This is a genomic window from Fictibacillus enclensis (genome assembly GCF_001457035.1).
Lineage (GTDB): Bacteria > Bacillota > Bacilli > Bacillales > Fictibacillaceae > Fictibacillus_C > Fictibacillus_C enclensis.
In genome coordinates this window covers 184,781-211,057 of sequence record NZ_KQ758619.1, presented here as the reverse complement: position 1 = coordinate 211,057, position 26,277 = coordinate 184,781, and the positions used below count along the sequence as shown (strand labels likewise).

Genomic DNA, 26,277 nt, shown 5'->3' with positions numbered 1-26,277 from the left:
CATTTATCTGTGTTTGGCCACATCAAGGCGGTTGATCGCGCGGCGAAGAGCATATTCTGCTCTCGCCTGGTCCAAATCGCTTTGATTGGTCTCAGCCAAACGGCGCTCAGCACGCTCTTTAGCTGCTTCAGCGCGATTGACCTCAATCTCATCTGCCAGTTCAGCAGCTTGAGCAAGGATTGTTACTTTTTCAGGCCGAACTTCGATAAATCCACCGCTAACGGCCACATATTGTGTTTTTCCATCTTGTTTCACACGTACTGCACTGATGGTTAAAGGAGCAACCAACGGAATATGTCCTGGCAAGACACCCAGCTCACCGCTTTTTGCTTTTGAACTGACCATTTCTGCCGTTCCTTCAAACACAGGACCATCAGGGGTGACTACACTTACGTCTAACGTTCTCATTTCGTCTTACCCCCTTATAGGTTTAGGCCATCGTTTTTGCTTTTTCAACAACTTCATCAATAGAACCTACAAGACGGAATGCATCCTCTGGAAGGTCATCGTGCTTTCCATCAAGGATTTCTCTGAATCCTCGGATTGTTTCCTTAACAGGCACGTATGAACCTTTTTGACCAGTAAACTGTTCCGCAACGTGGAAGTTTTGAGACAAGAAGAACTGGATGCGGCGCGCACGCTGTACAACCAATTTATCTTCTTCAGAAAGCTCGTCCATACCCAAAATGGCAATAATATCTTGAAGTTCTTTATAGCGCTGCAACGTTTGCTGCACTTGACGGGCAATGGAATAGTGCTCCTCGCCTACAATCTCTGGAGAAAGGGCGCGGGAAGTAGAAGCCAATGGATCCACCGCAGGATAAATACCCATAGCAGTCAATTTACGCTCAAGGTTTGTTGTTGCATCCAAGTGGGCAAACGCAGTTGCCGGAGCCGGGTCAGTATAGTCATCCGCCGGTACGTAGATCGCCTGGATCGATGTAACAGAACCTTTTTTCGTAGATGTGATACGTTCTTGAAGCTGACCCATCTCTGTAGCAAGTGTCGGCTGGTAACCTACCGCAGATGGCATACGGCCAAGAAGCGCGGATACCTCAGAACCTGCTTGTGTGAAACGGAAGATGTTATCCACGAAGAACAATACGTCCTGTCCTTCTTCATCACGGAAGAATTCAGCCATTGTAAGACCGGAAAGAGCGATACGTGCACGCGCTCCAGGAGGCTCGTTCATCTGTCCAAATACCATTGCTGTTTTGCTGATAACGCCAGAGTCACTCATCTCATGGTAAAGGTCGTTCCCTTCACGAGTTCGCTCACCTACACCTGCGAATACGGAAATACCGCCGTGCTCCTGCGCGATGTTATTGATCAATTCCTGGATAAGTACGGTTTTACCTACACCGGCACCACCGAAAAGACCGATCTTACCACCCTTAACGTATGGAGCAATAAGGTCAACGACTTTAATTCCAGTTTCAAGAATTTCCGTTTTTGTTGTAAGGTTTTCGAAAGATGGCGCTCCGCGGTGAATCGGATCACGGCGAACATCTGCTGGAACTGCCTCTCCAAGGTCAATGTGCTCTCCAGTAACGTTAAATACACGTCCAAGTGTTGCACTTCCTACAGGAACGGAGATTGGTTTACCAGTATCATTGATTGCCATACCTCGAACAAGACCATCAGTAGAATCCATCGCGATGGTACGGACGGTGTTGTCACCAAGGTGAAGGGCAACTTCTAGTGTTAAATTAACGCCTTCAGCGTCAACTGTTAATGCATTTAAAAGTTCCGGAAGACTGTCATCGAATTTAACGTCGACAACAGGTCCAAGAATCTGGGTGATATACCCTTTATTCATCGTTTCCCCTCCTAACTTCTGGCACATCTTTGTGCCGTATGCCTGATTAAGGCATGTATAAAAATCTACTCGAGTGCCGCAACCCCGCCGACAATCTCGGTAATTTCCTGAGTAATGGCCGCCTGACGCTCACGGTTATAGGTGAGTGTAAACTGGCCGATCAAATCGTCTGCATTGTCAGTCGCATTTCTCATTGCCGTCATACGAGAAGCATGTTCTGCTGCCTTTGCATCCAGAAGCGCTCCGTAAATCAAGCTTTCCGCGTACTGTGGAAGGAGAACTTCCAAAATTTCTTCTTCGGAAGGCTCGTATTCGTAAGCAGCATTTGAGCTGACTGTTCCTTCAAAACCAGTTAGTGGAAGAACTTTTCGTTCCGTAAGTTCTGACTGGATCGCACTGACGAAGTGGTTGTAATACATGTATAGTTCATCAAACGTTTCGTTCGCATACAAACCAACCGCCTTGCTTGCGATAGCTTTAATGTCAGCAAAAGACGGCTGATCCGGCAGACCCGTAATGCTGTCGATGATTGTCATGTTGCGCCTTTTGAAAAAGTTAAGACCAACCTTTCCGACAACAATAAGCGCATATTCGTCAGGAGACTGATGTCGCTCGTTAATTGTGCGGTAAACGTGACGCAACACATTGGAGTTATATGCCCCCGCCAGACCACGGTCCGCCGTGATGACAAAATAGCCCGTTTTCTTTATAGGACGGCTGGCAAGCATGGGATGGCGTGCACTCCTGCTTCCGGAAGCAATGCTGGTTACGACCTCCTGCATCTTATCCATATAAGGAGTAAATCGTTTCGTGTTTTGCTCTGCACGGTTCAATGCTGCTGCAGATACCATTTCCATGGCCTTCGTAATCTGCTTCGTCTTTTTTGTTGCGTCAATTCTCGCTTTAATATCTCGTAATGCCACTCGTATTCACCACCTTTGGGTTAAGCTGGTTGCAGGATGCACCAGGCATCCTGCAGTTTATTTAAAGTTTACTGTTAGCTTGTGATCCAGCTTCAGTGCCCAATCCCTCGAGGTCGCTTCACTCTCACCCTTCAACACAAAAAGCGTGTTGCTGAGTGAGAGTTCCAGCGCTTGTCGGGCTTAAACGGGCACTTCAGCTTTTCTTTGTGATCCAGCTTCAGCCGCTAAAGACTCGACCGTTTCACTCTCTCACTTCAACACAAAAAGCGTGTTGCCGCTCAAGAGTTCCAACGATTTTCGTCTTTTAACAGCGGCTTCAGCTTTTCTTTTTTTAAGCAAATACCTTCTTAAATGCTTTGATCGCATCGTCCAGTTCGCTGCCTTCTGGAAGTTTTCCAGTGGTTTTGATCTGGTTGAGTACGTCTTTAGCGTTGTTATCCATATAAGCATGAAGCTCTTCTTCAAAACGTGTGATATCTTCGACTGGAACATCATCAAGGTAGCCTCTTGTTAATGCAAACAGGATGGCAACCTGAAGTTCTACTCTCAGCGGTTTGTGAAGGCCTTGTTTCAGGACTTCTACTGTACGTGCACCACGGTTAAGTTTTGCTTGAGTCGCTTTATCGAGGTCTGAACCAAATTGAGCAAATGCTTCAAGCTCACGGAATGAAGCCAGGTCAAGACGGAGTGTACCAGATACTTTACTCATTGCTTTAATTTGCGCCGCTCCACCTACACGGGATACAGAAATACCCGCGTTGATGGCAGGACGTACACCGGAGAAGAACAAGTCAGACTGCAAGAAGATTTGTCCGTCTGTGATGGAGATCACGTTTGTCGGAATATATGCCGACACGTCACTTGCTTGAGTCTCGATGAATGGAAGTGCCGTAATGGAACCGCCGCCCAGCTCATCGTTTAGTTTTGCTGCACGCTCAAGAAGGCGAGAGTGAAGGTAGAAAACGTCCCCTGGATAAGCTTCACGGCCCGGAGGACGGCGAAGAAGCAAGGAAAGTTCACGGTAAGCTGCTGCTTGTTTAGAAAGGTCATCATAAACAATCAACACATGCTTGCCATCCCACATAAACTCTTCAGCCATGGAAACACCGGAATACGGAGCCAAGAAAAGAAGAGGAGCCGGCTGGGAAGCACTTGCAGATACAACAATTGTGTAGTCCAGCGCCCCTTGTTCACGAAGCGTTTCTACAACACCTGCAACAGTGGACTCTTTTTGTCCAATAGCAACATAGATACAAATCATGTCCTGATCTTTTTGGTTGATGATCGTATCAATGGCTACAGCTGTTTTACCGGTTTGACGGTCACCGATGATGAGCTCACGCTGACCGCGGCCGATTGGAACAAGAGCGTCGATCGCTTTGATTCCTGTTTGGAGCGGCTGGTGTACTGATTTACGAGCCATAACGCCTGGCGCCTTCTGCTCGATTGGACGAGTTTTTGTTGTTTCAACAGGTCCTTTGCCATCAATCGGCATACCAAGTGGGTTAACTACGCGTCCAAGAAGTTCTGGTCCGACCGGAACCTCCATGATGCGTCCTGTACGTTTAACCTCGTCGCCTTCGCGGATCTCCTGATATGGCCCGAGGATGATGATACCTACGTTGTTTTCTTCAAGGTTTTGGGCCATACCCATTACCCCATTAGAAAATTCAACAAGCTCGCCGGCCATTACATTATCCAATCCATGGGCACGGGCAATACCGTCACCGACCTGAATAACTGTACCGACGTCGTTTACTTCGATTTCAGACTGATAGTTTTCAATCTGTTTTTTTATTAAAGCACTGATTTCTTCAGCTTTAATGTTGCTCATGAATTTCACCCCTATCTTTTTAGCCTTGTGTAGTGGCTAATTGGCGCTCGATACGCTCTAGTTTGCCGCGGATGCTTCCGTCAAAAATACGGTTGCCAATGCGGATTCTCATCCCACCAACGAGGGATTGATCAATAATATTTTCAATGCGCAGCTGCTGTTTGCCCACTCGCTTTGCGAAGGTTTCTTCAAGACGGGCTCTTTCATCCTGTGACAACAGGCGGACAGAGTAAACCGTTGCTTCAGCAATGCCGCGCGATTCATTTGCTAGTTCAATAAACTGGCCAGCCATTTCCGCGATAATGTTCTCTCGGTTGCGATCGATCAGCAATAAAATAGTGTTCAGAACCGGTTTGGAAATGTCTGTGCCAAGGCTTTCTTTTACAATCTGTTTTTTCTCTTCAACAGAAATTTTCGGATGGTTCAATAGCTTTTGAATGTCACGGTTGCTTTCCATAACATCCTTGACTACACGAATCTCAGCCTCAGACTGCTCAAGGTTTTCTTGTCCAACCACTTCATAAAGAGCTGATGCATAGCGTTTTGCAATTACAGTAAGATCCTTGCTCATCTAGCTTCGCCTGCCTCTTGAAGGTAATCCTGGATTAACTTCTCCTGGCTGCGCTCATCCAGTTCTTTTGCGATCACTTTGGAAGCGATCATGACAGACAGAGATGCAACTTCTTTTCGAAGAGTGGCGACAGCTTTTTCTCTTTCACTGGCAATATCAGCCAGTGCGGATTCTTTCACGCGTTCAGCTTCTTCACGGGAAGCCTGGATAATAGCCTCACCCTGCGCTTCACCTTGTTTTTTCGCATTTTCGATGATAGCTCGTGCTTCTTCACGCGCTTGTTTCAATTCTTGTATTTGTGTAGCAAGATGCTCTTCCGCTTCTTTGCGGCTGGCTTCTGCTGCTTCAATTTCATTCGTAATAAAGTTTTGTCGCTCTTTCATGATTCCCATTAACGGGCCCCATGCATACTTGCGTAATAAGAGCATTAGAATAATGAATGCTAGTAACTGGAAGAGAATATCTCCGCCGTTAACACCACCGGTTGCCGCACCTAACATTAAGGATTGCACGGTATTTCCTCCCTTCAATAGGTCATACATAAGGAATGGCGAAGAAAAGTTCCAGTTTTGAAACATGCTTCGCCATTATTGAGATCTTTTTAAATCTTGCTGTTATTACTTCCCAAGAACGATAAATGCAATAACAACACCGATGATAGGAAGTGCTTCAACTAACGCAACCCCGATAAACATTGTTGTTTGAAGCGTACCGCGTAGTTCTGGTTGACGAGCAACCCCCTCAACTGTACGTCCTACGATAAGACCGTTACCAATACCTGCACCTAGTGCTGCTAGACCGATTGCAATTGCCGCTGCAATAAGATTCATTTTTGTATTTCTCCCTTCTTTTCCCTGCAATTTTATTTTTTGTTCCTGACGGTTAGGCCATGAACGAAACTTATATTAATTAATGGTCGTCCGCCACTTTATGGGCAAGATAAACCATTGTTAACATGGTAAAAATAAATGCCTGAATGGCACCTACAAATACGGAGAATCCCTGCCATACAATCAACGGGAAGATCCCCAGGATACCGGCAAAAATACCTTTATGTGCCAGCCCTACAAGAAGGCCTAAAAGGATTTCCCCAGCGTAAATATTACCGTAAAGCCGGAGGCCGAGCGTTAGTGTATTGGCAAATTCTTCGATCAGCTTTAATGGGAAGAAAAGCTTGAAAGGTTTAAAGAATTCTGCACCGTACGCTTTTGCACCTTTTAATCTCACCCCATAATAGTGGCTTAGTACCACTACCATTACGGCAAGTGTTAAGGTGATGGTTGGATCTGCAGTTGGCGATTTCCACCAAAGTTCATGGTCGAAAGCTACTGCAAATGGCAGGCCGAGCATATTGGATACAAAAATATACATAAGTAATGTAAGACCTAGTGTAAGAAAGCGTCCGCCCGTGTGCCAATCCATTGTGCTGTTGATGATTCCTTTTACAAAGTCCACTACCCATTCGAGGAAGTTTTGCATTCCGCCCGGTCTCATGGACAAGGCACGGGTAGCCAGTACAGCAATTAGGAAAACAATAAGTGATGAAACTGTAATCATCAATACGTTAGACAGGTTAAATTGCAAACCCATAAACGTATGTATCGGAGCTTCGTGTTCCACCTGTATTCACCTCTTTTCCTTTGGAGTACGTATGGTTTTAGTTAGTGAATCTATTAACATGATAATATAGACCGTCATCAATCCAATTACCACACTTAACAAATTGAAGAATTGCGGGAATCTAATGGCAATTAGCGCCGCGAGACCTCCCATGAGAAGCCTTGATAATGAACCCATTGTCCTGACTTTCTGCTGGTTAATGACTGCTTGTCCGAGCCGCTCGATACTGGAGTACATACTCCAAAGATTATAAAGACTGAACAGAGTGCCGAATGATAAACCGAGGAAGATGGATTTGTAGGACGTTACTCCGTATCCGAGGACAAAAAAAGAGAGCATAAAGAGCGTGATCTTTATGTATCTTCTGAAGGTCATGGTGTACTCGGTCATTTGCGTTCTTCTCCTGATCGATTGGATAATAAACGGATCATGCCGTAAACGCCGGCTCCAAGCCCTATAAACAAGCCGATAATGAGGAACAGTGGACTCGTTCCCATATGACCATCCAGCCACTTACCGCCGAAAAGCCCAAGCAATATACTTCCAACAAGTACAGAAAGTATACTTGACATTAATGCCATTGCTTTATAAGGTCGTCTTCCGGTGCTCATCGCATGGACTCCTTTCGGAACATCATAAGGAAGTTCAAAATTTCCAGTAAACACACTTGTGTCCTAGCATGAAAACCTTACCATATTCCCTTTGTAAGGATACCAATAGCGACACCCTGGTGTCAACGCAATTACAGGCAAAATATCATATAATTTGTGTAAAATCTGTCACAATTCCTATATGTTTATTTAATTGCAGTATAATATTGCTTTTCCCCAGGAAAATAGCGATATAATAAACATTATGAACTATTCAGTTTTGTATAAAATCCCGGTTTTTGAGCAGACTTTTCAGTACAAACTTCATCCAGGGAGGATGTCTTATGAAGCTCACTAAAACCGGTTTTTTGTTCCTCTTTTTTTTAGTCATACTTGTCGCCTGCATGAACAATGTCAACGATGGAAAAAATGGAACTAAATCCCATCAAATGAATGCCCATCCATCCAACTCCGGCACACCTCAAAATATGAACACATCCATGCGCCAGGATTATGCGAAATGGGGGGAAATTGCACTGGAGCGCACCAAGGAAAGATACCCCAACAGCTCCATCAGTGATTATCAGTACGACACACGCCGGGTAAATGCTGACGGCACAGTGATCGACTTCTTCGACTTTATTATAACGGAACATAAGGTCGAAAAAGACATCAAAGTAAAGGTACTGCATAACGCGAGTGACGGAAAATTGATTTCAGTAGCCTTTGAAGAAATCAGTTAATGATAAAAATGCTTTTGCCTCAGCCCACACCACGCTGCTGGCAGGGGCATTTTTTATGGTTTCTCTGGATGTCCACCTTCCTTCCATACATAATATAAGCTAGGTATTTCCAAAAACCGTTAAGTTTAATCCGAACTTTTTGTTTGGAGGATGTATTTTGTTTCAGCCACGCAATACGCTAAAAAACAAAAGCGCCAGAAACCCGGCGCTTTTTCTCATGTTGCTTATTTTGTTCCAAAAAGACGGTCCCCTGCATCGCCAAGACCTGGCACGATATAGCCGTGGTCGTTGAGCTTTTCATCAAGGGCTGCCAAATAGATATCCACTTCAGGATGGTCTCTGTGAATCAGATCAATTCCTTCAGGAGCGGCAACAAGGCACATCAACTTAATGTTCTTTGCGCCTCTGTTTTTAAGGGACATGATGGCTGCTGCAGCAGATCCCCCTGTTGCAAGCATTGGATCAATAACAATAAAGTCGCGTTCCTCTACATCGGACGGAAGCTTTACATAATATTCAACAGGCAAAAGTGTTTCCGGATCACGGTACAGACCAACGTGTCCGACTTTTGCTGCCGGAATTAATTTAAGAATTCCGTCTACCATGCCAAGACCGGCACGAAGAATCGGTACAAGACCAAGCTTTTTCCCGGCGATCACTTTCATTGTTGCTTCAGATACAGGAGTTTGAATGGTCACTTCCTCAAGTGGAAGATCGCGTGTAATTTCAAACGCCATTAATCCCGCAACTTCATCTACAAGCTCACGAAACTCTTTCGTACCTGTTTCAACGTCACGAATATGTGTTAACTTATGCTGTATCAATGGATGATCGAGAACAAAAACATTACCCATCCTGCTACCTCTCCTTTTAAAACGGGCTTGTCCATCCCGTAAATTCTTGCACATAACCTCTACCGCATTTTACAGAAAAAGAAGCACTACTTCAAGGTAAAAAAAGCTTCCAATTAAAATCCCGGGATTCCCCATAAAAATAGGGCACCCCATTAGGATGCCCCATTCCCTACTATTCTTCTCTTCTGCTTAATACAAGCATGCATAAAGTGATGATGACAAAGGCGACAAACGCCAGCATCGGAATAGTAATAAAGCCGAGCCAGTTAATGTAATCCTGCGAACAGGGAACACCCGCACTGCATACTTCGAATTGCTTCAGGGCCGGAACCTTTTGCAGGGCAATATGATAGCCCGAAACAATAACTCCGAGGCCGGAAAGTGGAAGAACGTATGAAGCGATCCTGCTGTTATTGTGATAAAACGCCACACCCAGGAAAACAGCAAGAGGGTACATGAGTATTCTTTGATACCAGCAAAGGGTACAGGGAACATAGTGAAGGACTTCACTAAAGAAAAGGGACCCCAACACAGCAATAATGGCTGTTACCCAACCAAGCAGCAAAGGTTTATTCATCTTTAATTCTTCCCTTTCGAAGCTTCTTCGACCTGCTTCTTAAGGTCGCCGTAGGTGCTTCCTTCAAACCGTTTGCCGTTCACAAACAAGGTTGGAGTAGATTGTACACCAAGCTTGCTCACCAAGGCTTCGTCCTTCTTTACATCCTCGTCGTGATTTGATTGGTTAAATGCCTTTTTTACTTTTTGGGCATCTTTGTTTGAGGTAGCCTCAGCCAGTGTTTTTACGAGGAAGTCCACAGTAAAGATATCTTGCTTTTCAGCCTCCTGGTCAGCCGGCTGCTTTTTATAAAGAAGCTCATGGAATTTCCAGAAACTATCGTTGCCCAGTTCACTATAAACCGTTTCAGCAAATTGCGCTGAACGTCTGGAATCCACATTGATGAAAGGATAGTTGATGAAATAAAATTTAATTTTACCTGTTTGGATCAGGTCTTTTTCAATTTCAGGGAAAAGAGTCTCGTTAAAGTTTTTGCAAACGGGACATTTGTAATCGCCAAATTCAAGCACCTTCACATCTGCAGATTCTTCTCCTAAATACGGCTGATTTTTGTAATCGATGGATGCTCCTCCATTGGAGTCGTCTTTGTTGCCGAAATTCCCAACAAACAATAAAAAGACAATACCAATCGCAATAATGCCGATCACCCAGAAAATCCAGCTGGACGGCCGCTGATTCTTATTTCTTACATAATTTTTGGTTTTGGGCTTTGACTTGCTGTTCCCCTTAGGTTTTTGCTTCGCCATATTTTCACCTCTACTACCTTAAGTTTATTTACTAACTAATCAATCAGAAGTAAGTTCTATTTAAGAGTATACGAAGTCTCTCTATTTTACAAATGAACATTCTCTTAACTTTTGAATGATTTTTCGTGACTTTCGGTGCTCTAAAGAAAGCGATATCTTGTTCAAGAGTTTAGTACCAATAAAATAAAAAACAGCACCGCTTCTTCAGCGGTGCCGGAACCCGGTCATATTGGTTTTTTTCCATCCATCAGTTCACAAGCGGCCCTGCAGATGTCCCCTGCAGTCAGATGGTACACTTCTTTTAAATATTCTGTTTTGCCAACCTGCCCAAACTGTTCCTTGACTCCGATTCTTCTCAGAGGCACAGGAGCCTGTTCACTCAAAACTTCAGCCACTGCACTGCCGAGTCCGCCGATGGCATTATGGTTTTCCGCTGTGACAATAGCCCCGGTTTTTCGGGCATACTCCACGATCCGTTCATGATCCACCGGTTTAATGGAATACATATCGATCACCGCAGCATGGATACCTTTCTCTGCAAGGAGGTCAGCAGCCTTTAGCGCTTCTGCGACCATAATACCGCTTGCCATCAAAGCGATATCCGGACCTTCTCTCAGCACCTTGCTTTTTCCCTCTTCAAATGTTTCATCCGGCTCATAGAGCTTCACAGCAGCTTTCCTCATCGTGCGGATATAGTGGATGCCGTACTCGCCCGCTATTTTTTTCAAAAGATAAGTGAGCATCGTGGAATCACTCGCTTCGTAGACTACCGCTTTCGGTACGAGACGCATCAGCCCCAAGTCCTCAAATGCCATATGCGTTCCACCGTTGTGCTCAGCCGTTACCCCCGAATCCGACCCAAGTATTTTCAGGTTCAGCCTTGCATAAGCCCCAGAGACGAATAACTGATCATAGGCACGTCGAGTGGCGAATTGGGCAAACGTATGGAGAAACGGGATCTTTCCTGTAATAGAGAGCCCCGCTGCAACTCCCATCATATTGGCTTCCATTATGCCGCAGTTGATCAGCTGTCCGGGAATTTGATTCTGGAGTTTATTAGTAGAGATGGCACTCATCAAATCCGCTTCTAGGGCGATGATATTACGGTTTTGTTTTGCCAGTTTCAACAACGTCTGGGCATAAGCCTGCCTCATCTCTATATCTTCAGTTTCATAGGATATTGTTACAGAATTAATCATACAGTCACCTCTCCTCCCAGCCTGCTTTCAAGATCGGCTATTGCCTCAAGAATGGCTTTTTTATCTTGTGCATTCGGGCGGATGTGGTGATTATCTTCCTTTGCTTCAAGATACGGAACTCCCTGACCTTTTACGGTATCAAGGATAATGGCGACCGGCTGGCTGTGCTGCGCTTTCCCGTCCTGAATGGCTGTATAGATTTCCCTTACCGAGCTGCCGTCAGCCCTCACCGTATAAAAACCGAACGCTCTGAACTTTTCGGCAAAGTCTATTGGGTCAATAATATCCTTCGTCAGTCCGTCGAGCTGTTTTTTGTTATCGTCCACCAGTACTGTCAGATGGTTCAATTTATGATGGGCCGCAAACTGAAAAGCTTCCCAGCACTGTCCTTCATTCAGCTCTCCATCCCCTACGATGCAATACGTCCGGTTGGATCGTCCCGAAAGCTGATGCGATAGCGCCGCACCGACCGCTGCAGAGATACCCTGGCCAAGAGATCCTGTTGTCATGTCCACACCCGGCGTCAAATTTCGGTCCGGATGGGAAGGCAGCGACGTGCCGTTTTGATTGAGTGTATAAAGCAGCTCTTCTGGAAAAAAGCCTTTCAAAGCAAGGGTCGCATAATAGGCCGGACCTCCGTGGCCTTTGGAGAGGATAAAATAATCCCTCTCTTCTGATCGAGGATTAAACGGGTCTATATTCAACATTTCACCATACAGCACAGCAAGCGCTTCTACAATGGACAGGCTGCCGCCGTAATGTCCGAAGCCCAGGTGGTTCAATTCCTGGAGCGTTTTAAGCCTGATTTGATCTCGAAAGTGTTCCAGGTCTTCTATTAAAGCCCTCATGATTACCTCCTTCGTAGTTTATTGCTTTAAGCAGAAATCTTTTCATCTTCATTTCTTAATTTCTTACGCAAGCCGAATAATACCGCAATCACCAGAACAGCTGTAACGAACAGGGTGACACCCACTGAACCAAACGAACCGGCAATATTGCCTAAAATAATGCCCGTGCCGGCGAAATCACTGTCCGAGAAGGTGGTATTTGCAAAGCCAAGATCTCCAAGCACCGGAAGGAGGAATACAGGAAGGAACGTAATCAGAAGCCCGTTAGCAAATGAACCAATAGTCGCTCCCCTTATGCCGCCTGTGGCATTACCGAAAACACCGGCTGTTGCACCGGTGAAAAAGTGTGGCACAACTCCAGGCAGAATGATAACCGCTCCTGCCCATCCCAGAATGGCCATACCAACAATCCCTCCAAGGAAACTGCAGAAAAAGCCAATTAAAACAGCGTTCGGTGCATACGGAAAAACGATCGGGCAGTCGAGGGCAGGTTTGGAATTCGGCACAAGCCGGGTCGAAATTCCTTTAAAGGCAGGAACAATTTCAGCCAGGACCAAACGCACGCCTGAAAGAATTACAAATACACCGGCAGCAAAGGTAACCGCCTGAATCACCGAAAAGACAAGATAGTGAGTTCCATTGCTCAATTCCTTTTCGACATAGGACGGACCTGCAAAAAGAGCGATGACCAAATAGAGAATCGTCATTGTAAGGGCAATGGTGACCGAACTGTCACGAAGAAAACCGAGGCCTTTTGGAAAATTGATCTTTTCAGTCGATCGGGAGCCTTTTCCAACCACTTTGCCGACCAACCCCGACAGAATATATCCGAGGGAAGAAAAGTGTCCGAACCCGACTTTATCATTCCCGACAATTTTGCGCATGAATGGCTGGCACATGGCTGGAAAAATAGCCATCGTCAGTCCAAGGGCTATGGCACCGACAATGATTAGACCCGCTCCCTTCAGCCCTGAAACGACAAGGATGATCGCAAACATACAGGCCATGTACAGCGTGTGATGCCCGGTCAGGAAGATGTATTTCAGAGGCGTAAAACGAGCTACGAGAATGTTGGCAATCATGCCGAAGAACATGATAAGCGCTGTCGCTGAACCATACTTTGTCAGCGCCATAGCTACAATAGCTTCGTTATTTGGAACAACCCCGTTAACATGGAATGCTTCCTGAAACATCTTTCCAAAGGGATCAAGTGCTCCGACAAGGATATTGGCGCCAGCTGCAATAACAAGAAAACCAAGAAAGGACTTTGTCGTCCCTTTAATGACTTCACTTGCCGGTTTTTTCTGCAAAAGAAGGCCAATCAGTGAGATTAATGCCACCAGCACAGCCGGCTGGCTTAGAATATCCATCATCAGCTTAAGAAATCTTTCACCCATTTCCTAGCTCCCCCTTTTTGCTCTTTAGAGCATTCCTTTTTGTGTGAACACTTCTCTTAACTTCTCCCGGATGCCATCCATGTCAATAATGCTGTCAATGACAACGACCTCTCCAAGGTGGGATGCCCCCTCAGCGATGTCCCTTGCCGCAATGAAAAGATCGGCCATATCAGGAGTCGCTGAACTTAAATCGGAGTGGCTGACCTCCACACCCGAAACTCCAAGTTCGTTAGCAATCTCCTGAACGTTCATTTCTAGAATGAAACTGCTTCCTAAACCCGAACCGCAAATCGCTAAAATTTTCATGTTCTTTTCCTCCTAAACAACTTTTGAATATTCATGAATCAGTCCAAGCATTTCCTCTGTGCTGTTCATTGCTTTCAGCTTTTTTACATTTTCTTTCTTGCTTAGCAGCTTTGTCAGCTGGGATAGAGCCTGCAAGTGTGTCTTATTGTCAATGGCAGCTATGCAGAACAATAAAGAAACAGGGTGTTTTTTATCATCTAAAAAGTAAACGGGCTCCTCGAGCTTCAAAAAGCTCATTCCCACCTCATTCACTCCCATCTCAGGCCTCGCATGAGGAATCGCAATTTCCTGGCCGAGTATGACATAAGGGCCCATCGTATTCACATTTTCAATCATCGCCTTAATATAGGATGGCTTGATCGCCCCTTTTTTCAGCAGCGGCTGGGCGGCTTCCTCGATTGCCTTCTCCCAGCCAGGCACCTGCTCAGCAAATTGAATGGTTTCATTCGTAATTAAATCACTTAACACGGGTCTGTTCCTCCTGTTAGCGTTCGTTCTTTTTTGAAACATAAATTGTGTCAAAGCCTGTGCAAGGCCATCCTTATCGAAAATATGAGCATGTTTCTCAATGGTCTGCAAGATATCCTTTGCTCCCAAATGCTCATACTGAACTCCGAATAGGTGTTGATACACCTCATTGAGCAGCGTTCCCTTTTCGACCGGTGTCATTATTGGTTTTACGGGAAAACAAGGAACCTTCGTTTGAAGCGGCACTGTTGAAAACACAAGGTCGATGTCCAGCTCTACTCCTTCATTGAACTCTTTTAAGGAAAGTGTCCTATACACGGTGATTTCTGAAAACAGTGATTCAAGCTGGTGTTTAACCATCAAGGATGAGCTGATGCCGCTCGGACAAACAACAACCGCTCTTTTCCTACTTGCAGCGATCTGTTTGGGCTTTTCCAGCAAGGCAGCAAAATGGATCGTGATGAAGCCGGCTTCTTCTTCCGGAACAGAAATGTTCAAAAGAACTTCAACAGGACTAAGCAGCTCTTTCACAATCGTAAATAGCTCCGTATGCTCCTCCTTGATTTGGACAAGCAGCGGATTGTATATGGGGATTCGGTACTTCATCCGGTAATACGCCGGCTTGAGATGCTGATACAGCGTTTCTACGACCTTGTTCTTTTCTTCAAAGAAAATACAGGCCTTATATTCAAAATCTGTGACCAATCTTTCGCAGATCCGAAACAGCAGATCGTAATCATCCTGAATTACAGAAGCATCCCCTAGAGAAAGACCCAGCATTTGAATCACAAGATAAGCAACCTCCGAATCTGTTTTCATCAAATGAAGCTGTGCTAAAATCTGTTCTGCCGGCTCATTCAGCCGGTCCTGTCGAAGCAATTCAATTTCATCCCGATGAAGGCGGACCATTTTCATTTCAAGCATCCGGATGTAATAGAATTGGAGGAAATAAGCAAACTGATGCATACGTTCCTCCACAAACTGAAGGCTGAGTTCTTTTTCAAGAGACTGCAGAATCGAAAAAATAGTTTTTACGATGAGCGGACTGTCAGATGCCTTAAGAACATAACCGATGATTTTCTCTCCCGACGGTTTTTGAAACAACCTGGTCAGATGGCTCATCAGCAGCACCCGCTTATCCAGCTCGGTGCCCTTTAGGTGGTATCCTCTTTCCCGGGTATAATGAATTTTCACTAAAAACGGTGCGAAGAGGGCATTGGCTTTTTTGACATCAGCGGTGACAGTGTTCTTGCTGACTTTCAATAGATCAGTAAAATGGGCAGATGAGATATGCTCTCTTCTGATGAACAAGAACAAATAAAGGGCCACAAGACGCTCATCTTCCGTAAAAATAAAGGAATCAGCAGCAAAGGAGGCATCCGCTAATTGAAACACCTGCGCGGGAACTTCAATCTGCGTTTTCCGTTTATAAGAGATGGAAGGAAGACTTTGATCCTTCAACCAATCATTTATTTTTTCTAAATCATACGTAATCTGACGCTTGGACATCTGAGTTTGATCCATCAGCTGGGCTATGGTTGGTCTTTTCAGCGAGAAAATCTGATTCAGCAGCAATGCCGGCCTTTCTTCCAGTTGCACGTTGATCCCCCTCCTGATCTCATCATATTGTAAAGCGCTTTCATTTTGTATAACCATTGATAACAATTGATGTGAGACCCAAGTAACAAAATTGGGATGAAAGCGGAAATTTACTTTTTACTCTAAAGAAAGAAAACAAAAAAAGACACCCTTAACAGGTGCCTTTTTCATAATCTCTCTTATTCGTAAAGCTTGTACTTTCCGGCAAGCGCTGCAACACGTTCGCCCGCTTCCTTCAAGGTAGCTTCGTTTTCAGGGTTTTTAACAACAAGGGCAATGAGGGATGCAATTTCATCCATGTCTTCGAGGCCAAAACCACGAGACGTAACTGCTGCCGTACCGATACGGATACCGCTAGTTACAAACGGGCTCTCTTGATCAAACGGAATCGTGTTTTTGTTTACGGTAATTCCGATGTCATCGAGCGCCTTTTCGGCAATTTTTCCTGTAATGCCAAGCTTGCTTACATCAATAAGAATCAAATGGTTATCCGTTCCGCCGGACACCAGTGTGATTCCTTCCTTAGTAAGGGAATCGGCAAGTCGTTTTGCATTATCAACGATTTGCTGGGAATACGTTTTGAAGTCGTCTGACAATGCCTCTCCAAAGGCTACCGCCTTTGCCGCAATCACGTGCATAAGAGGTCCGCCCTGAATTCCAGGGAAAATGGACTTGTCGATCTTCTTGGCAAACTCTTCTTTACAAAGAATCATTCCGCCGCGTGGACCGCGAAGTGTTTTATGGGTAGTAGTTGTTACAAAATCAGCGTAAGGAACCGGGTTTTCATGAAGCCCAGTTGCCACAAGTCCGGCAATGTGCGCCATATCAACCATCAAATAAGCTCCGACTTCGTCCGCAATTTCACGGAACTTCTTGAAGTCAATCGCTCTTGGATAGGCACTTGCTCCGGCAACAATCAGTTTCGGTTTATTTTCAAGCGCTTTTTGGCGTACATCTTCATAGTCAATAAGATGTGTTTCTTCATTCACGCCATATTCGACAAAATTATAAAGCTCGCCTGAAAAGTTAACCGGACTTCCGTGCGTCAAATGCCCGCCGTGGGACAGGTTCATTCCAAGGACTGTATCGCCAGGCTTTAGAATGGTAAAATACACAGCCATGTTTGCCTGTGCACCGGAGTGAGGCTGAACGTTGACATGCTCCGCTCCAAAGATTTTCTTGGCACGGTCTCTTGCGAGGTTCTCTGCCACGTCAACATATTCGCATCCTCCGTAATAACGGCGGCCCGGATATCCCTCTGCATACTTATTGGTGAGGACCGATCCTTGCGCCTCCATTACCGCTTCACTTACAAAGTTTTCTGATGCAATGAGTTCAATTTTATTCCGCTGACGTCCTAGTTCGTCTTGTATAGCAGCAAAAACTTCTTGATCTTGAACAGCTAGCTTTTTCAAGTTTGTGCATCCCCTTCGTGTTAAAAGTCCTTAATTCATGTTCATTGTAACATAGCTTTTCAGTGTTTTGTTAGGTCACTTTTAATTGATAGCGGATACATTTTAGATATTTTCCGAACGCTAAAACATAAAGTGTTATAAATGTACGGAAATTCACTGATATTGGAAACTGTTAAACCCAAAAACAGGAAAGGGTTAGCCCATTCCTGTCTGCTGTCTTAATGTTCGAGCCGCTTTCGCTGATACTCTGCAATATTATGATAATCCTCTTCAAGGCTTCTGGATACAGATAGAAATATCGACATGAGCTCCTGGTACGTCTCAACGTTTTCAGGATTTGGCGTATGCTGATACGTGCTTCCCACCATGTCCGATACGATGGAGAAGTCCTCAATTTCATCCAATGCATATAGGCCAAGAATGACTGCACCAAGACAAGAGCTTTCAAAGCTTTCCGGTATGGTCACATCCTGGTTAAAGATATCGGCCATCATCTGACGCCAAAGGGCTGAACGGGCGAAGCCGCCTGTTGCCTGTACCCCTTTCGGAATTCCGATGAGTTCCTGAAGCGCCAGAAGAACACTGTACAGGTTAAAAATGACCCCTTCAAGCACGGCACGGATCATATGCTCCTTTTTATGATAGAGCGCAAGTCCAAAGAAGGAGCCTCTTGCATTGGCGTTCCAAAGAGGAGCACGTTCACCTGCCATATAAGGATGGAACAAAAGGCCGTCTGCACCAGGAGAAACCTTCTCTGCAATCTCGGTCAATACTTCATAAGGATCAAGCCCAAGGCGTTTTGCCGTTTCTGATTCGGCTGCGCCAAACTGGTCTCTGACCCACCGGAACGTCATTCCCCCGTTGTTGACAGGGCCTCCGATGACCCAGTGGTTTTCCGTAAGCGCATAACAAAATGTCCGGCCTTTTTGGTCGGTGATCGGTTTGTCGCTCACCGTACGAATCGCGCCGCTCGTACCGATGGTCACTGCCACCACCCCGGGATCAATCGCGTTCACACCCAGGTTTGAGAGTACGCCGTCACTGGCACCGATCACAAACGGAGTATCTTTGTGAACGCCAAGCCTTTCTGCCCTTTCCGGTAAAAGACCTTTAACAACGTGTGTGGTCGGTACCAGTGTTGACAACTTGTCGCTTGTGATTCCGGCGATGTTCAAAGCTTCTTCATCCCACTCCAGTTTTTCCAGGTTCATCATCCCGGTAGCTGAAGCGATGGAATGGTCAATCAGAAATTCGCCAAACAACTTGTGAAATACATATTCCTTGATTCCGATAAATTTATGAGCGAGATCGTACGCTTCCTTCAGCTCATTTTTCATCCAAAGGAGCTTGGTCAGTGGTGACATCGGATGAATAGGAGTTCCTGTCCTCAGGTACACTTCATGCCCATTCAGTTCGTTTTTAATTTTTTCAGCATAATCTGCCCCCCGGTTATCTGCCCAGGTGATGCTTTTGGTGAGCGCTTTCCCTTTTTCGTCCACTGCAATCACGCTGTGCATCGCCGAACTGAACGACACTAATTGTAGGTCATTTGGTGAAATCAGGCTTTCTGCCATTGTCCTGTTGATGCACGCGAACACGGCCTGCAAAATTTCCTCCGGTTCCTGCTCTGCAGTAGACGGTGTCGGACTCAATAACGGATAGCCAACAGTATGTTGGGAAATGACTGTACCTTTCCGGTCAAAAAGAACAGCCTTTGTGCTTGTTGTACCGATGTCCACACCCATCAAGTATTTGTTTTGATCCATGCTTTCCATCCTTTCCGGCCTTGCCCTTTCCTTCTCAGCTTTTAGTATGCTTCTAAAGTTAAATTAAACATACATGAAGAGCTGATGTAAAAGAAGAGGGTGACATGCAGTGTACGTCACCCTCCTGGTTTGCCATTTATTTTTTTACAACTGCATGTCCGCCAAATTCATTGCGGAGCGCCGCAACCACTTTACCAGTAAATGTGTCATCTTCAAGTGAACGGTTGCGCATCATGAGGGATAGAGCGATAACCGGTGCAGGAACTTGAAGATCCAGTGCTGCTTCTACGGTCCATTTCCCTTCACCGGAAGCGTGCATTACGCCTCTGATTCCTTCCAGCTTAGGATCCTTGGAGAACGCGCTTTGTGTTAATTCCATGAGCCAAGAGCGGATAACAGAACCATGGTTCCACATTTTTGCCACCGCTTCATAATCATAATCAAATTCACTTTTCTCAAGAATTTCAAAGCCTTCTGCAATGGCTTGCATCATGCCGTATTCAATCCCGTTATGAACCATTTTCAAGAAATGCCCGCTACCGACTTTACCTGTATACAGGTAACCATTTTCGATAGAAAGGTCTTTAAAGGCAGGTTCAATGATTTCAAATACTTCAGGTTCGGCACCGATCATTGTACAAGCACCATTTCGGGCACCTTCTGTACCGCCGCTTGTGCCGACATCCACAAAGTGAAGGCCTTTTTCTTTCAATTCTTCCGCACGGCGGAGTGTATCTTTATAATTGGAGTTTCCTCCATCAATCACAATGTCGCCTGGCTCCAGGACGCTTTTGAGTTCAGTGAGTACATCTTCAGTAATGTTTCCCGCAGGTACCATCATCCAAACTACGCGCGGAGTGTTTAATCCGCTGACAAGTTCTTTAATGCTATAAGCGCCAGTCGCTCCGTCGTTCGCAATATTTTTAACTTGTTCATTGTTTACATCTGTTGCCACCACTTCATGTCCGTGGTCCAAAAGATTAAGAACAAGATTGTAACCCATCTTACCTAAGCCAATCATTCCGATTTGCATGTGTTACTTCCCCTTTCAAACAAGCTCAATCTAAAGCTCATGAAAATTATTTTCTTCACTACTCATTATATACTAAAATTTTTTCCGTTTACAAGAAATTAATTTTCATATTATGATAGAGCCAAAGTCTCAAAGAAGAAAGGTAGAACGATACATGGCCGCTTCAAACTGTTTAGCCAAGATTCGCTCTTCTTACGGCATATTGAGCGAAAAAGAAAAAAAAATAGCGGATATCATTCTTGAAGATCCACAAAATATCATCCATTCAAGCATCAATGAGGTCGCCGACCGTCTCGAAGTAGCCGATGCAACCGTCTTCCGGTTCTGCAAACGCCTTGGTTTCAAAGGGTTCCAAGCGCTGAAAATCGCGCTTGCCTCTGACGTTGTCGGGCCATTGCAGGACATCCATGAAACGATTCTGGAAACGGACAGTCCGGCACAGGTAGCAGAAAAGGTCTTTCAATCCAACATCCGCACTCTGGAAGACACGCGGCGGATGCTTGATGAAAAAAACTTTCAGAATGCCGTGGACTGCCTTCTTTCAGCTTCCAAGATTGAATTTTACGGAAACGGCGGTTCAGGAATTATTGCCATGGATGCTCACCATAAATTCATACGCACCGGAAAGCAAAGCGTCGCCTATACCGACACCCACTTTCAGCTCATGTCTGCTTCCCAGCTCACAGAGCGTGATGCCGCCGTGTTCATTTCCCACTCAGGGACCAACAAGGATTTATTGCAGGTGCTCTCGGTCGCAAAAGAAAACGGCTGCCGCACCATTTCATTGACCGACTACGCCAAGTCACCGCTCAGTGAAAAATCAGACATCTCCCTTCATACCATCGCCACGGAAACAGAATTTCGCTCGGAGGCCCTGTCGTCCAGGATCGCTCAGCTCAGCGTCATCGATGCCCTTTATGTCAACGTCATGATGGCCGGAAAAGAAGCTGCAAAAGAATCCCTTCAGCGGATGCGCTCAGCGATTTCCGAGAAGAAGTTTTAAAACAGAGAAAAAGCAGAGAAGCTTTAGCGTTTACTTGCGGTTCGAAAAGAAGTATTTGCAAATCACGTCGTTTTCATAATAGCCAAAATGCTGCTGCAGACAAAAAAACCGCCCGTGCTCAAAGGAACCGGACGGTTTTTTGATCTATTAAAAGCAGCGAATGTCTTCTTTTGACGGATAGACGGCCCGCTCCCCGCCGATTAGTTTCGGCCGGGTTTTGGCGAGCGTCACATGCGCTTCACCAATGCTTTTTACTTCTGTTCTTACCGGTACGGCGACATGCTTCAGATGCATGCCAATAAAGGTATCTCCAATATCGATCCCGGCATCTGCCTTGATGAATTCCACCATCACAGGATCTTCAAAATGGTGGAACGCATGGGTTGCCAGAGCTCCGCCCGCCGATCTTGCCGGCACCACACGGACCTCTTCCAGCCTGAGCCTGTCGGCCGTTTCCCGCTCGACAACAAGGGCACGGTTCAAATGCTCGCAGCACTGGACAGCTACAGCCACCCGGGTTTCTTCCTGAAACATTTTAACTCCATTAAAAAGAGCCTGTGCGACTTCCATTGTTCCTGAAGTGCCAATTCTTCCACCTGTCACTTCACTTGTACTTGCTCCGACTACCAGCAGCTGTCCCGGCTTTAGCGCCGCCTGCTTTTGTAAATCGGATAAGGCATGATAGACCTGCTTCTCTACGTTTTGCAGCTGGTCACTCATTGGTTGAATCTTCCCTTCTTTAAGGTGCAGATTTTAAGTTCCATCACCTTTTCTTTGCAGCATTTATACTCGCTCGCTGGTTCTCTCCTCATAATCTGAAATTTTGCCCACACGCCTGCCGTGCCTGCCGCCTTCATATTCTGTGGTCAGCCACACTTTGGCAATTTCCAGAGCCAGTCCAGGTCCGATGACCCTCTCACCCATGGCCAGTACATTACTGTCATTATGCAGTCGTGTTGCTTTGGCGCTGAACAGGTCATGTACAAGAGCACAGCGGATGCCTTTAACTTTATTGGCCGTTATACTCATACCTATTCCCGTACCACAGATTAATATACCTCGATCTGCCTCATTCCTCGCTACCATTTCCGCCACAGGAATGGCGTAATCCGGATAGTCAACGGAGGTGCTGCATTCGCATCCCACGTCAAACACTTCCATACCCATTTCCCGCATCATCTCGATGATTTCCTGGCGAAGCTCTACTCCTGCATGGTCTGAACCTATGGCTACTCTCATCTTCTCCTCCTGTAAATTCCGTAGTCTATTCGATTTTAAATCGATTTTCCCCTCGTTTCAACCAGTCGCGGCAGACAACCCAGAGCAACGGTCTATATTTTTTCCAGCAGTTTATGGATGAGTGATTCAAGCTCTCCTCTGGTTTGCCTGTAAATCTCAATATCTCCCCCAAACGGATCGATAACATCAAGCGAAGGAAGCTCTTGTTCCATAGAAGCGATCTTTTCTTTAAACGGAGCAATCGCCCGTTCAAATTCTTCCTGAACCGCCTGCTTGTCTTCATCCGTCTGGTTCCATTTGCTTTTATAGAACACCCGTAAAGTTTCGATTTCGGCATACGCCTGATGAAGTTCAGAGAGCCTCTGTTCATAGTCTTCGTTTTGATAGATAAATTCCTTTAGCGTGTAAACCTTGTCCACCACTTCCGGGAACCGATTGCATAGAGCATGCTTATGGCTTTCGGTCATCGTCAGAATAAGGTCCGCCCAATCCATCAGTGTCCGGGTCACCGGCTTTGATTCATGGTTGAATGGAATACCTTTTTCAGACATGGCGGTTACAGCATTTGAACTTGCCCCTGCCCCCTCTGCTGCGAACACTCCGGCTGACCGCACCTCAAGTTTTCCATTGCCGAGATGCCTCAGAAGAGCGGCAGCCATCGGACTTCTGCATGTATTTCCTGTACAAACAAATAGTATATTCTTCATGGGTTACCACCTCTTATTTTTGAAAGTCTACTTTTAGTATAAAAAAAGATTGGCCTGTACGCCAATCGTTCCATCATATTTATAACGGAAACAAAAGCTTGATTCCAAAAGCCAGTAAAATCAGGCCTCCCAAAGCCTCACTGTAAGAGCCGAGCCACTTTTGCACTTTTCGCCCCATCATCAGCCCGCACCAGGTCAGCAGCATGCTCATGAAACCGAACATAAAAATGGTGAGTACGATTTTGGCTCCATAAATGCCAAGACTTAAACCGACGGAAAAGCTGTCAAGGCTAGCACTGAGTGCAAACAGCAGCAGTCCAAAGCCGACCGGTGTAACAAATGGCTCGTTCTCAGGTTTAAAGGAGGAACGGATCATCTGAAAGCCAAGCAGCAGCAGCAGGCATCCGCCGATAATGGCTGCAATTCCTCCGAAGTGAGAGGAAATTTGCTTTCCAAGCATCAATCCCCCAAGCGGCATGCCCATGTGAAACAACCCGATTACCACACCGATTTTAATGATTTGTTTCATCCTTAACCGGAGCATTCCCATGCCCAGTCCGATGGAAAAGGCATCCATCCCCAGAGCAAAAGACATGACCCATAAGGTCAGCCATTCTCCTATGGTCACAACATCCATTTACCTTCCCCCTTAGTCCGCTAGTACAACCTTATGCGCGTCCCACATCAATTAGAATGAGCGAGGAGGTGTTTCTAAAAAACAATGGACAATCAAATTTCAACATAAGCAGGGATATGGTTTTTTTTACCGTAAATAAGATAGTAGAAAAACGGAAGAATCGGAGGCGATTTCATGACTGAATACGGGAAGTCGATTCATCCGGCCGCAGCTTACGAAAACAGACAAGCCCGCCGCATGAAAATCAAAAAACAAAGTAGCCTGACCTTTACATTTAAAAAATCCCGGGAAGCTTTTGTTGTGACACAATGGAACGGCGACCTCTCTCCTCCACTGGAATATATGAAAGAATGGCTGCTTCAAAAAAATTCAGGCGCTCTCATCATGCCTGAGTTATCCGACTATATTATCCATTGCTTTGAACGGGCATGGCTGGGCGAGCCGCTGACCGTTGAAGCAGAACTTCATGATGTTCCGTTCCTTATAGCACTGCATCCTGTTATTAATGAAGGCAGGGTCTTTGAGGTGAACGGTTTTTGCCTTGACATTAAAGACCGGATCACCGCAGAGAACCAACTGAAGGAAAGTGAGCAGCGGTTTCACTCTCTCATTAACCATACGATCGATGCCCTGTTTTCCATAGATACACAGGGAAAACTTACTATGGTTAATCCCGCAGCCGAAAAACTGACCGGCTACACGGAGGAAGAACTGCTGGCTATGACTTTTCATCCGCTTCTGCCCAACGACAAAAAGGAAAAATACAATAATGAGTTCCATAAGTTGCTCCGGGGCCCCTCGCAAACGTTCGAGGTGAAGCTTAAGAAAAAAAGTGGCGAAATTGTTTATGTCAACTTGACGATTACACCGATCACCGTGAATGACGAAGTGCTTGGAGTCTATTGCATCGGAAAGGACATTACCGAACGGATCGCACAGGAAGCAGAACTTAAAGAAACGAAAGAACTTCTCGAGTCCCTGTTTACCCATTCAGCCGATATGATTTCCATTTATGATTTTGATAAGAAAACCATTAAATTGAACCCCGCCTTTGAGGAAACCTTCGGCTGGAAGGAAGAAGAGCTCAAAGACTGTCAAAGCCCAATAATCCCCATTGTACTGGACAAATATATGCAGGAATCACTGCAGATGATCCAGTCCGTCAAAAAAGGTGTTTCGATTAAGGGTCATGAAATGATTTGTCAGCGCAAAGACGGATCTCTGCTTAATACCAGTGTGACGCTGTTTCCGATATGGGATCAAAATGGCCGGGTACATGCCTTCTCGGGCATTTCGCGTGACATTACAGAGAAAAAGCGGCAGGAAAAAGCGCTTCGTGAAAGTGAAGAAAAGTACCGGATTATCGCCGAAAATACAATGGATTTAATAGTGGTGTCAGATGACCACGGAAAAGTAATCTATAGTTCGCCATCCAACAAAATGATTCTGGGAATAGAGCCTGAAACGTATTACGGGAAATATGCAGGCGAATTTGTGCATCCGGAGGATCGAGAACGTGTCCATCTGCTGATGCGGGAGATGGTTCATTCCAGAAAGCCCATTAAATTTGAAGCCCGCTGGAAGCATAATAACGGTGGTCACGTTTTGCTCGAAACAAATGCCACACCGGTCATTAATGAAAAAGACCAGGTAGAGAGCATAGTGGTCGTATCCCGGGACTTGACGGAGCGCAAAAAAACAGAGGAGATGCTGAGAAAATCGGATAAGCTGTCAGTCCTTGGCCAGCTGGCTGCCGGGGTGGCCCACGAAATCCGCAACCCGCTCACCTCGATTAAAGGATTTTTGCAGCTTTTGGAGTCCAAAGCTCAGGACAATAATGAATATTATGAGATTATGCTTTCAGAAATTGACAGGATCAACTCCATTGTCAGTGAATTTATGGTGCTTGCCAAACCGCAGGTTATGAACCTTGTTCCTACCAATCTGACGCATCTGCTGCGCCATGTCATTTCTTTGCTGGAAACTCAGGCCATTTTAATGAACGTGCAGATTCATTTTCATGCCGAGGAAAACCTGCCCCTGGTCTCATCTGCCGATAGTCAGTTAAAGCAGGTATTCATCAATCTGCTGAAAAACTCCATCGAAGCCATGCCTGAAGGCGGTAAAATTTATATTTCTGTGAGACAGCAAGCAGAGCAATTAAGCGTGGCGTTTACCGATGAAGGATGCGGGATCCCAAAAGAAATGCTGCCTGCTCTTGGTGAACCCTTTTACACAACAAAGGAAAAAGGGACAGGCCTCGGGCTGATGGTGTGCTATAAAATTATCGAGAACCATGGCGGAAGTATTCAGGTAGCGAGCGAAGTAGGTCAAGGCAGCACCTTTACCGTTATCCTTCCCATCCTCACCGAACCGGCCTGAC

The 26,277-nt window shown here is 45.6% G+C and carries 28 protein-coding genes; 3 read left to right on the top strand and 25 right to left on the bottom strand.

The genetic code is table 11. From position 1 onward, the window contains the following. Positions 1 to 3 precede the first annotated feature (3 nt). From AS030_RS16380 to AS030_RS16335, 10 genes are all read right to left on the bottom strand, one after another. Positions 4 to 408, bottom strand: coding sequence for a F0F1 ATP synthase subunit epsilon (locus AS030_RS16380; protein ID WP_061973567.1), 405 nt, complete (start codon positions 406 to 408; stop codon positions 4 to 6). Between the two features lie 22 nt (positions 409 to 430). After that, complete coding sequence (gene atpD, locus AS030_RS16375) at positions 431 to 1,819, bottom strand: F0F1 ATP synthase subunit beta (protein ID WP_061973565.1); 1,389 nt, start codon at positions 1,817 to 1,819, stop codon at positions 431 to 433. 65 nt (positions 1,820 to 1,884) lie between these two features. Further along, positions 1,885 to 2,748, bottom strand: a complete 864-nt coding sequence (atpG, locus tag AS030_RS16370; protein WP_061973563.1) for an ATP synthase F1 subunit gamma — start codon at positions 2,746 to 2,748, stop codon at positions 1,885 to 1,887. Positions 2,749 to 3,073: 325 nt separating this feature from the next. Then, positions 3,074 to 4,576, bottom strand: coding sequence for a F0F1 ATP synthase subunit alpha (atpA, locus tag AS030_RS16365; protein ID WP_061973523.1), 1,503 nt, complete (start codon positions 4,574 to 4,576; stop codon positions 3,074 to 3,076). A gap of 19 nt (positions 4,577 to 4,595) precedes the next feature. Beyond that, positions 4,596 to 5,147 (bottom strand): F0F1 ATP synthase subunit delta, encoded by a 552-nt coding sequence (locus tag AS030_RS16360; RefSeq protein ID WP_061973521.1) that lies wholly within the window; start codon positions 5,145 to 5,147, stop codon positions 4,596 to 4,598. Continuing rightward, the gene (gene atpF, locus AS030_RS16355; RefSeq protein WP_061974178.1) at positions 5,144 to 5,689 is read right to left on the bottom strand and encodes a F0F1 ATP synthase subunit B; all 546 of its coding nucleotides are present in this window, start codon (positions 5,687 to 5,689) and stop codon (positions 5,144 to 5,146) included. The genes AS030_RS16360 and atpF overlap by 4 nt, the downstream gene beginning before the upstream one ends. Positions 5,690 to 5,764: 75 nt before the next feature. Beyond that, positions 5,765 to 5,977 carry a F0F1 ATP synthase subunit C gene (gene atpE / locus AS030_RS16350; RefSeq protein WP_061973519.1) on the bottom strand — a complete coding sequence of 71 codons (213 nt, stop codon included), beginning with the start codon at positions 5,975 to 5,977 and terminating at the stop codon, positions 5,765 to 5,767. 79 nt (positions 5,978 to 6,056) lie between these two features. Continuing rightward, positions 6,057 to 6,767: a F0F1 ATP synthase subunit A gene (gene atpB, locus AS030_RS16345; protein ID WP_061973517.1), complete on the bottom strand. Its 711-nt coding sequence runs from the start codon at positions 6,765 to 6,767 to the stop codon at positions 6,057 to 6,059. A gap of 6 nt (positions 6,768 to 6,773) precedes the next feature. Next, positions 6,774 to 7,157 carry an ATP synthase subunit I gene (locus tag AS030_RS16340; RefSeq protein ID WP_061973515.1) on the bottom strand — a complete coding sequence of 128 codons (384 nt, stop codon included), beginning with the start codon at positions 7,155 to 7,157 and terminating at the stop codon, positions 6,774 to 6,776. Next, complete coding sequence (locus AS030_RS16335; protein WP_061974176.1) at positions 7,154 to 7,378, bottom strand: AtpZ/AtpI family protein; 225 nt, start codon at positions 7,376 to 7,378, stop codon at positions 7,154 to 7,156. The genes AS030_RS16340 and AS030_RS16335 overlap by 4 nt, the downstream gene beginning before the upstream one ends. Positions 7,379 to 7,701: 323 nt before the next feature. Between AS030_RS16335 and AS030_RS16330 the strand changes: the two genes are divergently transcribed. Continuing rightward, positions 7,702 to 8,100, top strand: a complete 399-nt coding sequence (locus AS030_RS16330) for a DUF3889 domain-containing protein (RefSeq protein ID WP_061973513.1) — start codon at positions 7,702 to 7,704, stop codon at positions 8,098 to 8,100. 224 nt (positions 8,101 to 8,324) lie between these two features. Here the strand turns inward: AS030_RS16330 and upp are convergent, their stop codons facing one another. The 11 genes from upp to gnd all read right to left on the bottom strand — a co-directional run bounded on the left by upp (position 8,325) and on the right by gnd (position 20,308). Further along, positions 8,325 to 8,954: a uracil phosphoribosyltransferase gene (upp, locus tag AS030_RS16325; RefSeq protein WP_061973511.1), complete on the bottom strand. Its 630-nt coding sequence runs from the start codon at positions 8,952 to 8,954 to the stop codon at positions 8,325 to 8,327. 172 nt (positions 8,955 to 9,126) lie between these two features. Beyond that, the gene (locus tag AS030_RS16320; RefSeq protein ID WP_061973508.1) at positions 9,127 to 9,531 is read right to left on the bottom strand and encodes a disulfide oxidoreductase; all 405 of its coding nucleotides are present in this window, start codon (positions 9,529 to 9,531) and stop codon (positions 9,127 to 9,129) included. 2 nt (positions 9,532 to 9,533) lie between these two features. Then, positions 9,534 to 10,277: a DsbA family protein gene (locus AS030_RS16315; RefSeq protein WP_061973506.1), complete on the bottom strand. Its 744-nt coding sequence runs from the start codon at positions 10,275 to 10,277 to the stop codon at positions 9,534 to 9,536. Between the two features lie 224 nt (positions 10,278 to 10,501). Next, positions 10,502 to 11,476 carry a transketolase family protein gene (locus AS030_RS16310; protein WP_061973504.1) on the bottom strand — a complete coding sequence of 325 codons (975 nt, stop codon included), beginning with the start codon at positions 11,474 to 11,476 and terminating at the stop codon, positions 10,502 to 10,504. Further along, positions 11,473 to 12,324, bottom strand: coding sequence for a transketolase (locus AS030_RS16305; protein ID WP_061973502.1), 852 nt, complete (start codon positions 12,322 to 12,324; stop codon positions 11,473 to 11,475). The genes AS030_RS16310 and AS030_RS16305 overlap by 4 nt, the downstream gene beginning before the upstream one ends. A gap of 26 nt (positions 12,325 to 12,350) precedes the next feature. Continuing rightward, positions 12,351 to 13,721: a PTS ascorbate transporter subunit IIC gene (locus AS030_RS16300; RefSeq protein WP_061973500.1), complete on the bottom strand. Its 1,371-nt coding sequence runs from the start codon at positions 13,719 to 13,721 to the stop codon at positions 12,351 to 12,353. Positions 13,722 to 13,745: 24 nt separating this feature from the next. Continuing rightward, positions 13,746 to 14,027, bottom strand: a complete 282-nt coding sequence (locus AS030_RS16295; protein WP_061973498.1) for a PTS sugar transporter subunit IIB — start codon at positions 14,025 to 14,027, stop codon at positions 13,746 to 13,748. 12 nt (positions 14,028 to 14,039) lie between these two features. Beyond that, positions 14,040 to 16,094, bottom strand: coding sequence for a BglG family transcription antiterminator (locus tag AS030_RS16290; RefSeq protein ID WP_061973496.1), 2,055 nt, complete (start codon positions 16,092 to 16,094; stop codon positions 14,040 to 14,042). 179 nt (positions 16,095 to 16,273) lie between these two features. Next, positions 16,274 to 17,509, bottom strand: coding sequence for a serine hydroxymethyltransferase (gene glyA, locus AS030_RS16285; RefSeq protein ID WP_061973495.1), 1,236 nt, complete (start codon positions 17,507 to 17,509; stop codon positions 16,274 to 16,276). A 218-nt stretch (positions 17,510 to 17,727) separates the two neighbouring features. Next, positions 17,728 to 19,275 carry a gluconokinase gene (gene gntK / locus AS030_RS16280; protein ID WP_061973493.1) on the bottom strand — a complete coding sequence of 516 codons (1,548 nt, stop codon included), beginning with the start codon at positions 19,273 to 19,275 and terminating at the stop codon, positions 17,728 to 17,730. A 136-nt stretch (positions 19,276 to 19,411) separates the two neighbouring features. Then, entirely contained in the window at positions 19,412 to 20,308 is an 897-nt protein-coding gene (gene gnd, locus AS030_RS16275; protein WP_061973491.1) for a phosphogluconate dehydrogenase (NAD(+)-dependent, decarboxylating), read from the bottom strand. Positions 20,309 to 20,462: 154 nt separating this feature from the next. Between gnd and AS030_RS16270 the strand changes: the two genes are divergently transcribed. Next, positions 20,463 to 21,311: a MurR/RpiR family transcriptional regulator gene (locus AS030_RS16270; protein ID WP_061973489.1), complete on the top strand. Its 849-nt coding sequence runs from the start codon at positions 20,463 to 20,465 to the stop codon at positions 21,309 to 21,311. Between the two features lie 147 nt (positions 21,312 to 21,458). Here AS030_RS16270 and AS030_RS16265 read toward each other — a convergent pair whose 3' ends face one another. From AS030_RS16265 to AS030_RS16250, 4 genes are all read right to left on the bottom strand, one after another. Continuing rightward, a complete protein-coding gene (locus tag AS030_RS16265) occupies positions 21,459 to 22,031 on the bottom strand; it encodes a TIGR01440 family protein (RefSeq protein WP_061973487.1) in 573 nt (190 codons plus the stop codon). A gap of 63 nt (positions 22,032 to 22,094) precedes the next feature. Beyond that, entirely contained in the window at positions 22,095 to 22,550 is a 456-nt protein-coding gene (gene rpiB / locus AS030_RS16260) for a ribose 5-phosphate isomerase B (protein ID WP_061973485.1), read from the bottom strand. Between the two features lie 92 nt (positions 22,551 to 22,642). Next, positions 22,643 to 23,257, bottom strand: a complete 615-nt coding sequence (locus AS030_RS16255; protein ID WP_061973483.1) for a low molecular weight protein arginine phosphatase — start codon at positions 23,255 to 23,257, stop codon at positions 22,643 to 22,645. Between the two features lie 79 nt (positions 23,258 to 23,336). Further along, positions 23,337 to 23,894, bottom strand: coding sequence for a manganese efflux pump MntP (locus tag AS030_RS16250; protein WP_061973481.1), 558 nt, complete (start codon positions 23,892 to 23,894; stop codon positions 23,337 to 23,339). A gap of 174 nt (positions 23,895 to 24,068) precedes the next feature. On the opposite strand from AS030_RS16250, the gene AS030_RS16245 reads away from it, so the two are divergent. Next, positions 24,069 to 26,276 (top strand): PAS domain S-box protein, encoded by a 2,208-nt coding sequence (locus tag AS030_RS16245; RefSeq protein ID WP_061973479.1) that lies wholly within the window; start codon positions 24,069 to 24,071, stop codon positions 26,274 to 26,276. The last annotated feature ends 1 nt before the right edge of the window (position 26,277 follow it).

Bases quoted from the DNA above. Each gene is read 5' to 3' on its own strand.
- AS030_RS16380 (WP_061973567.1), bottom strand. From the start codon at position 408: ATGAGAACGTTAGACGTAAGTGTAGTCACCCCTGATGGTCCTGTGTTT.
- atpD (WP_061973565.1), bottom strand. From the start codon at position 1,819: ATGAATAAAGGGTATATCACCCAGATTCTTGGACCTGTTGTCGACGTT.
- atpA (WP_061973523.1), bottom strand. From the start codon at position 4,576: ATGAGCAACATTAAAGCTGAAGAAATCAGTGCTTTAATAAAAAAACAG.
- AS030_RS16360 (WP_061973521.1), bottom strand. From the start codon at position 5,147: ATGAGCAAGGATCTTACTGTAATTGCAAAACGCTATGCATCAGCTCTT.
- atpF (WP_061974178.1), bottom strand. From the start codon at position 5,689: ATGTATGACCTATTGAAGGGAGGAAATACCGTGCAATCCTTAATGTTA.
- atpE (WP_061973519.1), bottom strand. From the start codon at position 5,977: ATGAATCTTATTGCAGCGGCAATTGCAATCGGTCTAGCAGCACTAGGT.
- AS030_RS16340 (WP_061973515.1), bottom strand. From the start codon at position 7,157: ATGACCGAGTACACCATGACCTTCAGAAGATACATAAAGATCACGCTC.
- AS030_RS16335 (WP_061974176.1), bottom strand. From the start codon at position 7,378: ATGAGCACCGGAAGACGACCTTATAAAGCAATGGCATTAATGTCAAGT.
- AS030_RS16330 (WP_061973513.1), top strand. From the start codon at position 7,702: ATGAAGCTCACTAAAACCGGTTTTTTGTTCCTCTTTTTTTTAGTCATA.
- upp (WP_061973511.1), bottom strand. From the start codon at position 8,954: ATGGGTAATGTTTTTGTTCTCGATCATCCATTGATACAGCATAAGTTA.
- AS030_RS16320 (WP_061973508.1), bottom strand. From the start codon at position 9,531: ATGAATAAACCTTTGCTGCTTGGTTGGGTAACAGCCATTATTGCTGTG.
- AS030_RS16315 (WP_061973506.1), bottom strand. From the start codon at position 10,277: ATGGCGAAGCAAAAACCTAAGGGGAACAGCAAGTCAAAGCCCAAAACC.
- AS030_RS16310 (WP_061973504.1), bottom strand. From the start codon at position 11,476: ATGATTAATTCTGTAACAATATCCTATGAAACTGAAGATATAGAGATG.
- AS030_RS16305 (WP_061973502.1), bottom strand. From the start codon at position 12,324: ATGAGGGCTTTAATAGAAGACCTGGAACACTTTCGAGATCAAATCAGG.
- AS030_RS16300 (WP_061973500.1), bottom strand. From the start codon at position 13,721: ATGGGTGAAAGATTTCTTAAGCTGATGATGGATATTCTAAGCCAGCCG.
- AS030_RS16295 (WP_061973498.1), bottom strand. From the start codon at position 14,027: ATGAAAATTTTAGCGATTTGCGGTTCGGGTTTAGGAAGCAGTTTCATT.
- gntK (WP_061973493.1), bottom strand. From the start codon at position 19,275: ATGGATCAAAACAAATACTTGATGGGTGTGGACATCGGTACAACAAGC.
- gnd (WP_061973491.1), bottom strand. From the start codon at position 20,308: ATGCAAATCGGAATGATTGGCTTAGGTAAGATGGGTTACAATCTTGTT.
- AS030_RS16270 (WP_061973489.1), top strand. From the start codon at position 20,463: ATGGCCGCTTCAAACTGTTTAGCCAAGATTCGCTCTTCTTACGGCATA.
- AS030_RS16265 (WP_061973487.1), bottom strand. From the start codon at position 22,031: ATGAGTGACCAGCTGCAAAACGTAGAGAAGCAGGTCTATCATGCCTTA.
- rpiB (WP_061973485.1), bottom strand. From the start codon at position 22,550: ATGAGAGTAGCCATAGGTTCAGACCATGCAGGAGTAGAGCTTCGCCAG.
- AS030_RS16255 (WP_061973483.1), bottom strand. From the start codon at position 23,257: ATGAAGAATATACTATTTGTTTGTACAGGAAATACATGCAGAAGTCCG.
- AS030_RS16250 (WP_061973481.1), bottom strand. From the start codon at position 23,894: ATGGATGTTGTGACCATAGGAGAATGGCTGACCTTATGGGTCATGTCT.
- AS030_RS16245 (WP_061973479.1), top strand. From the start codon at position 24,069: ATGACTGAATACGGGAAGTCGATTCATCCGGCCGCAGCTTACGAAAAC.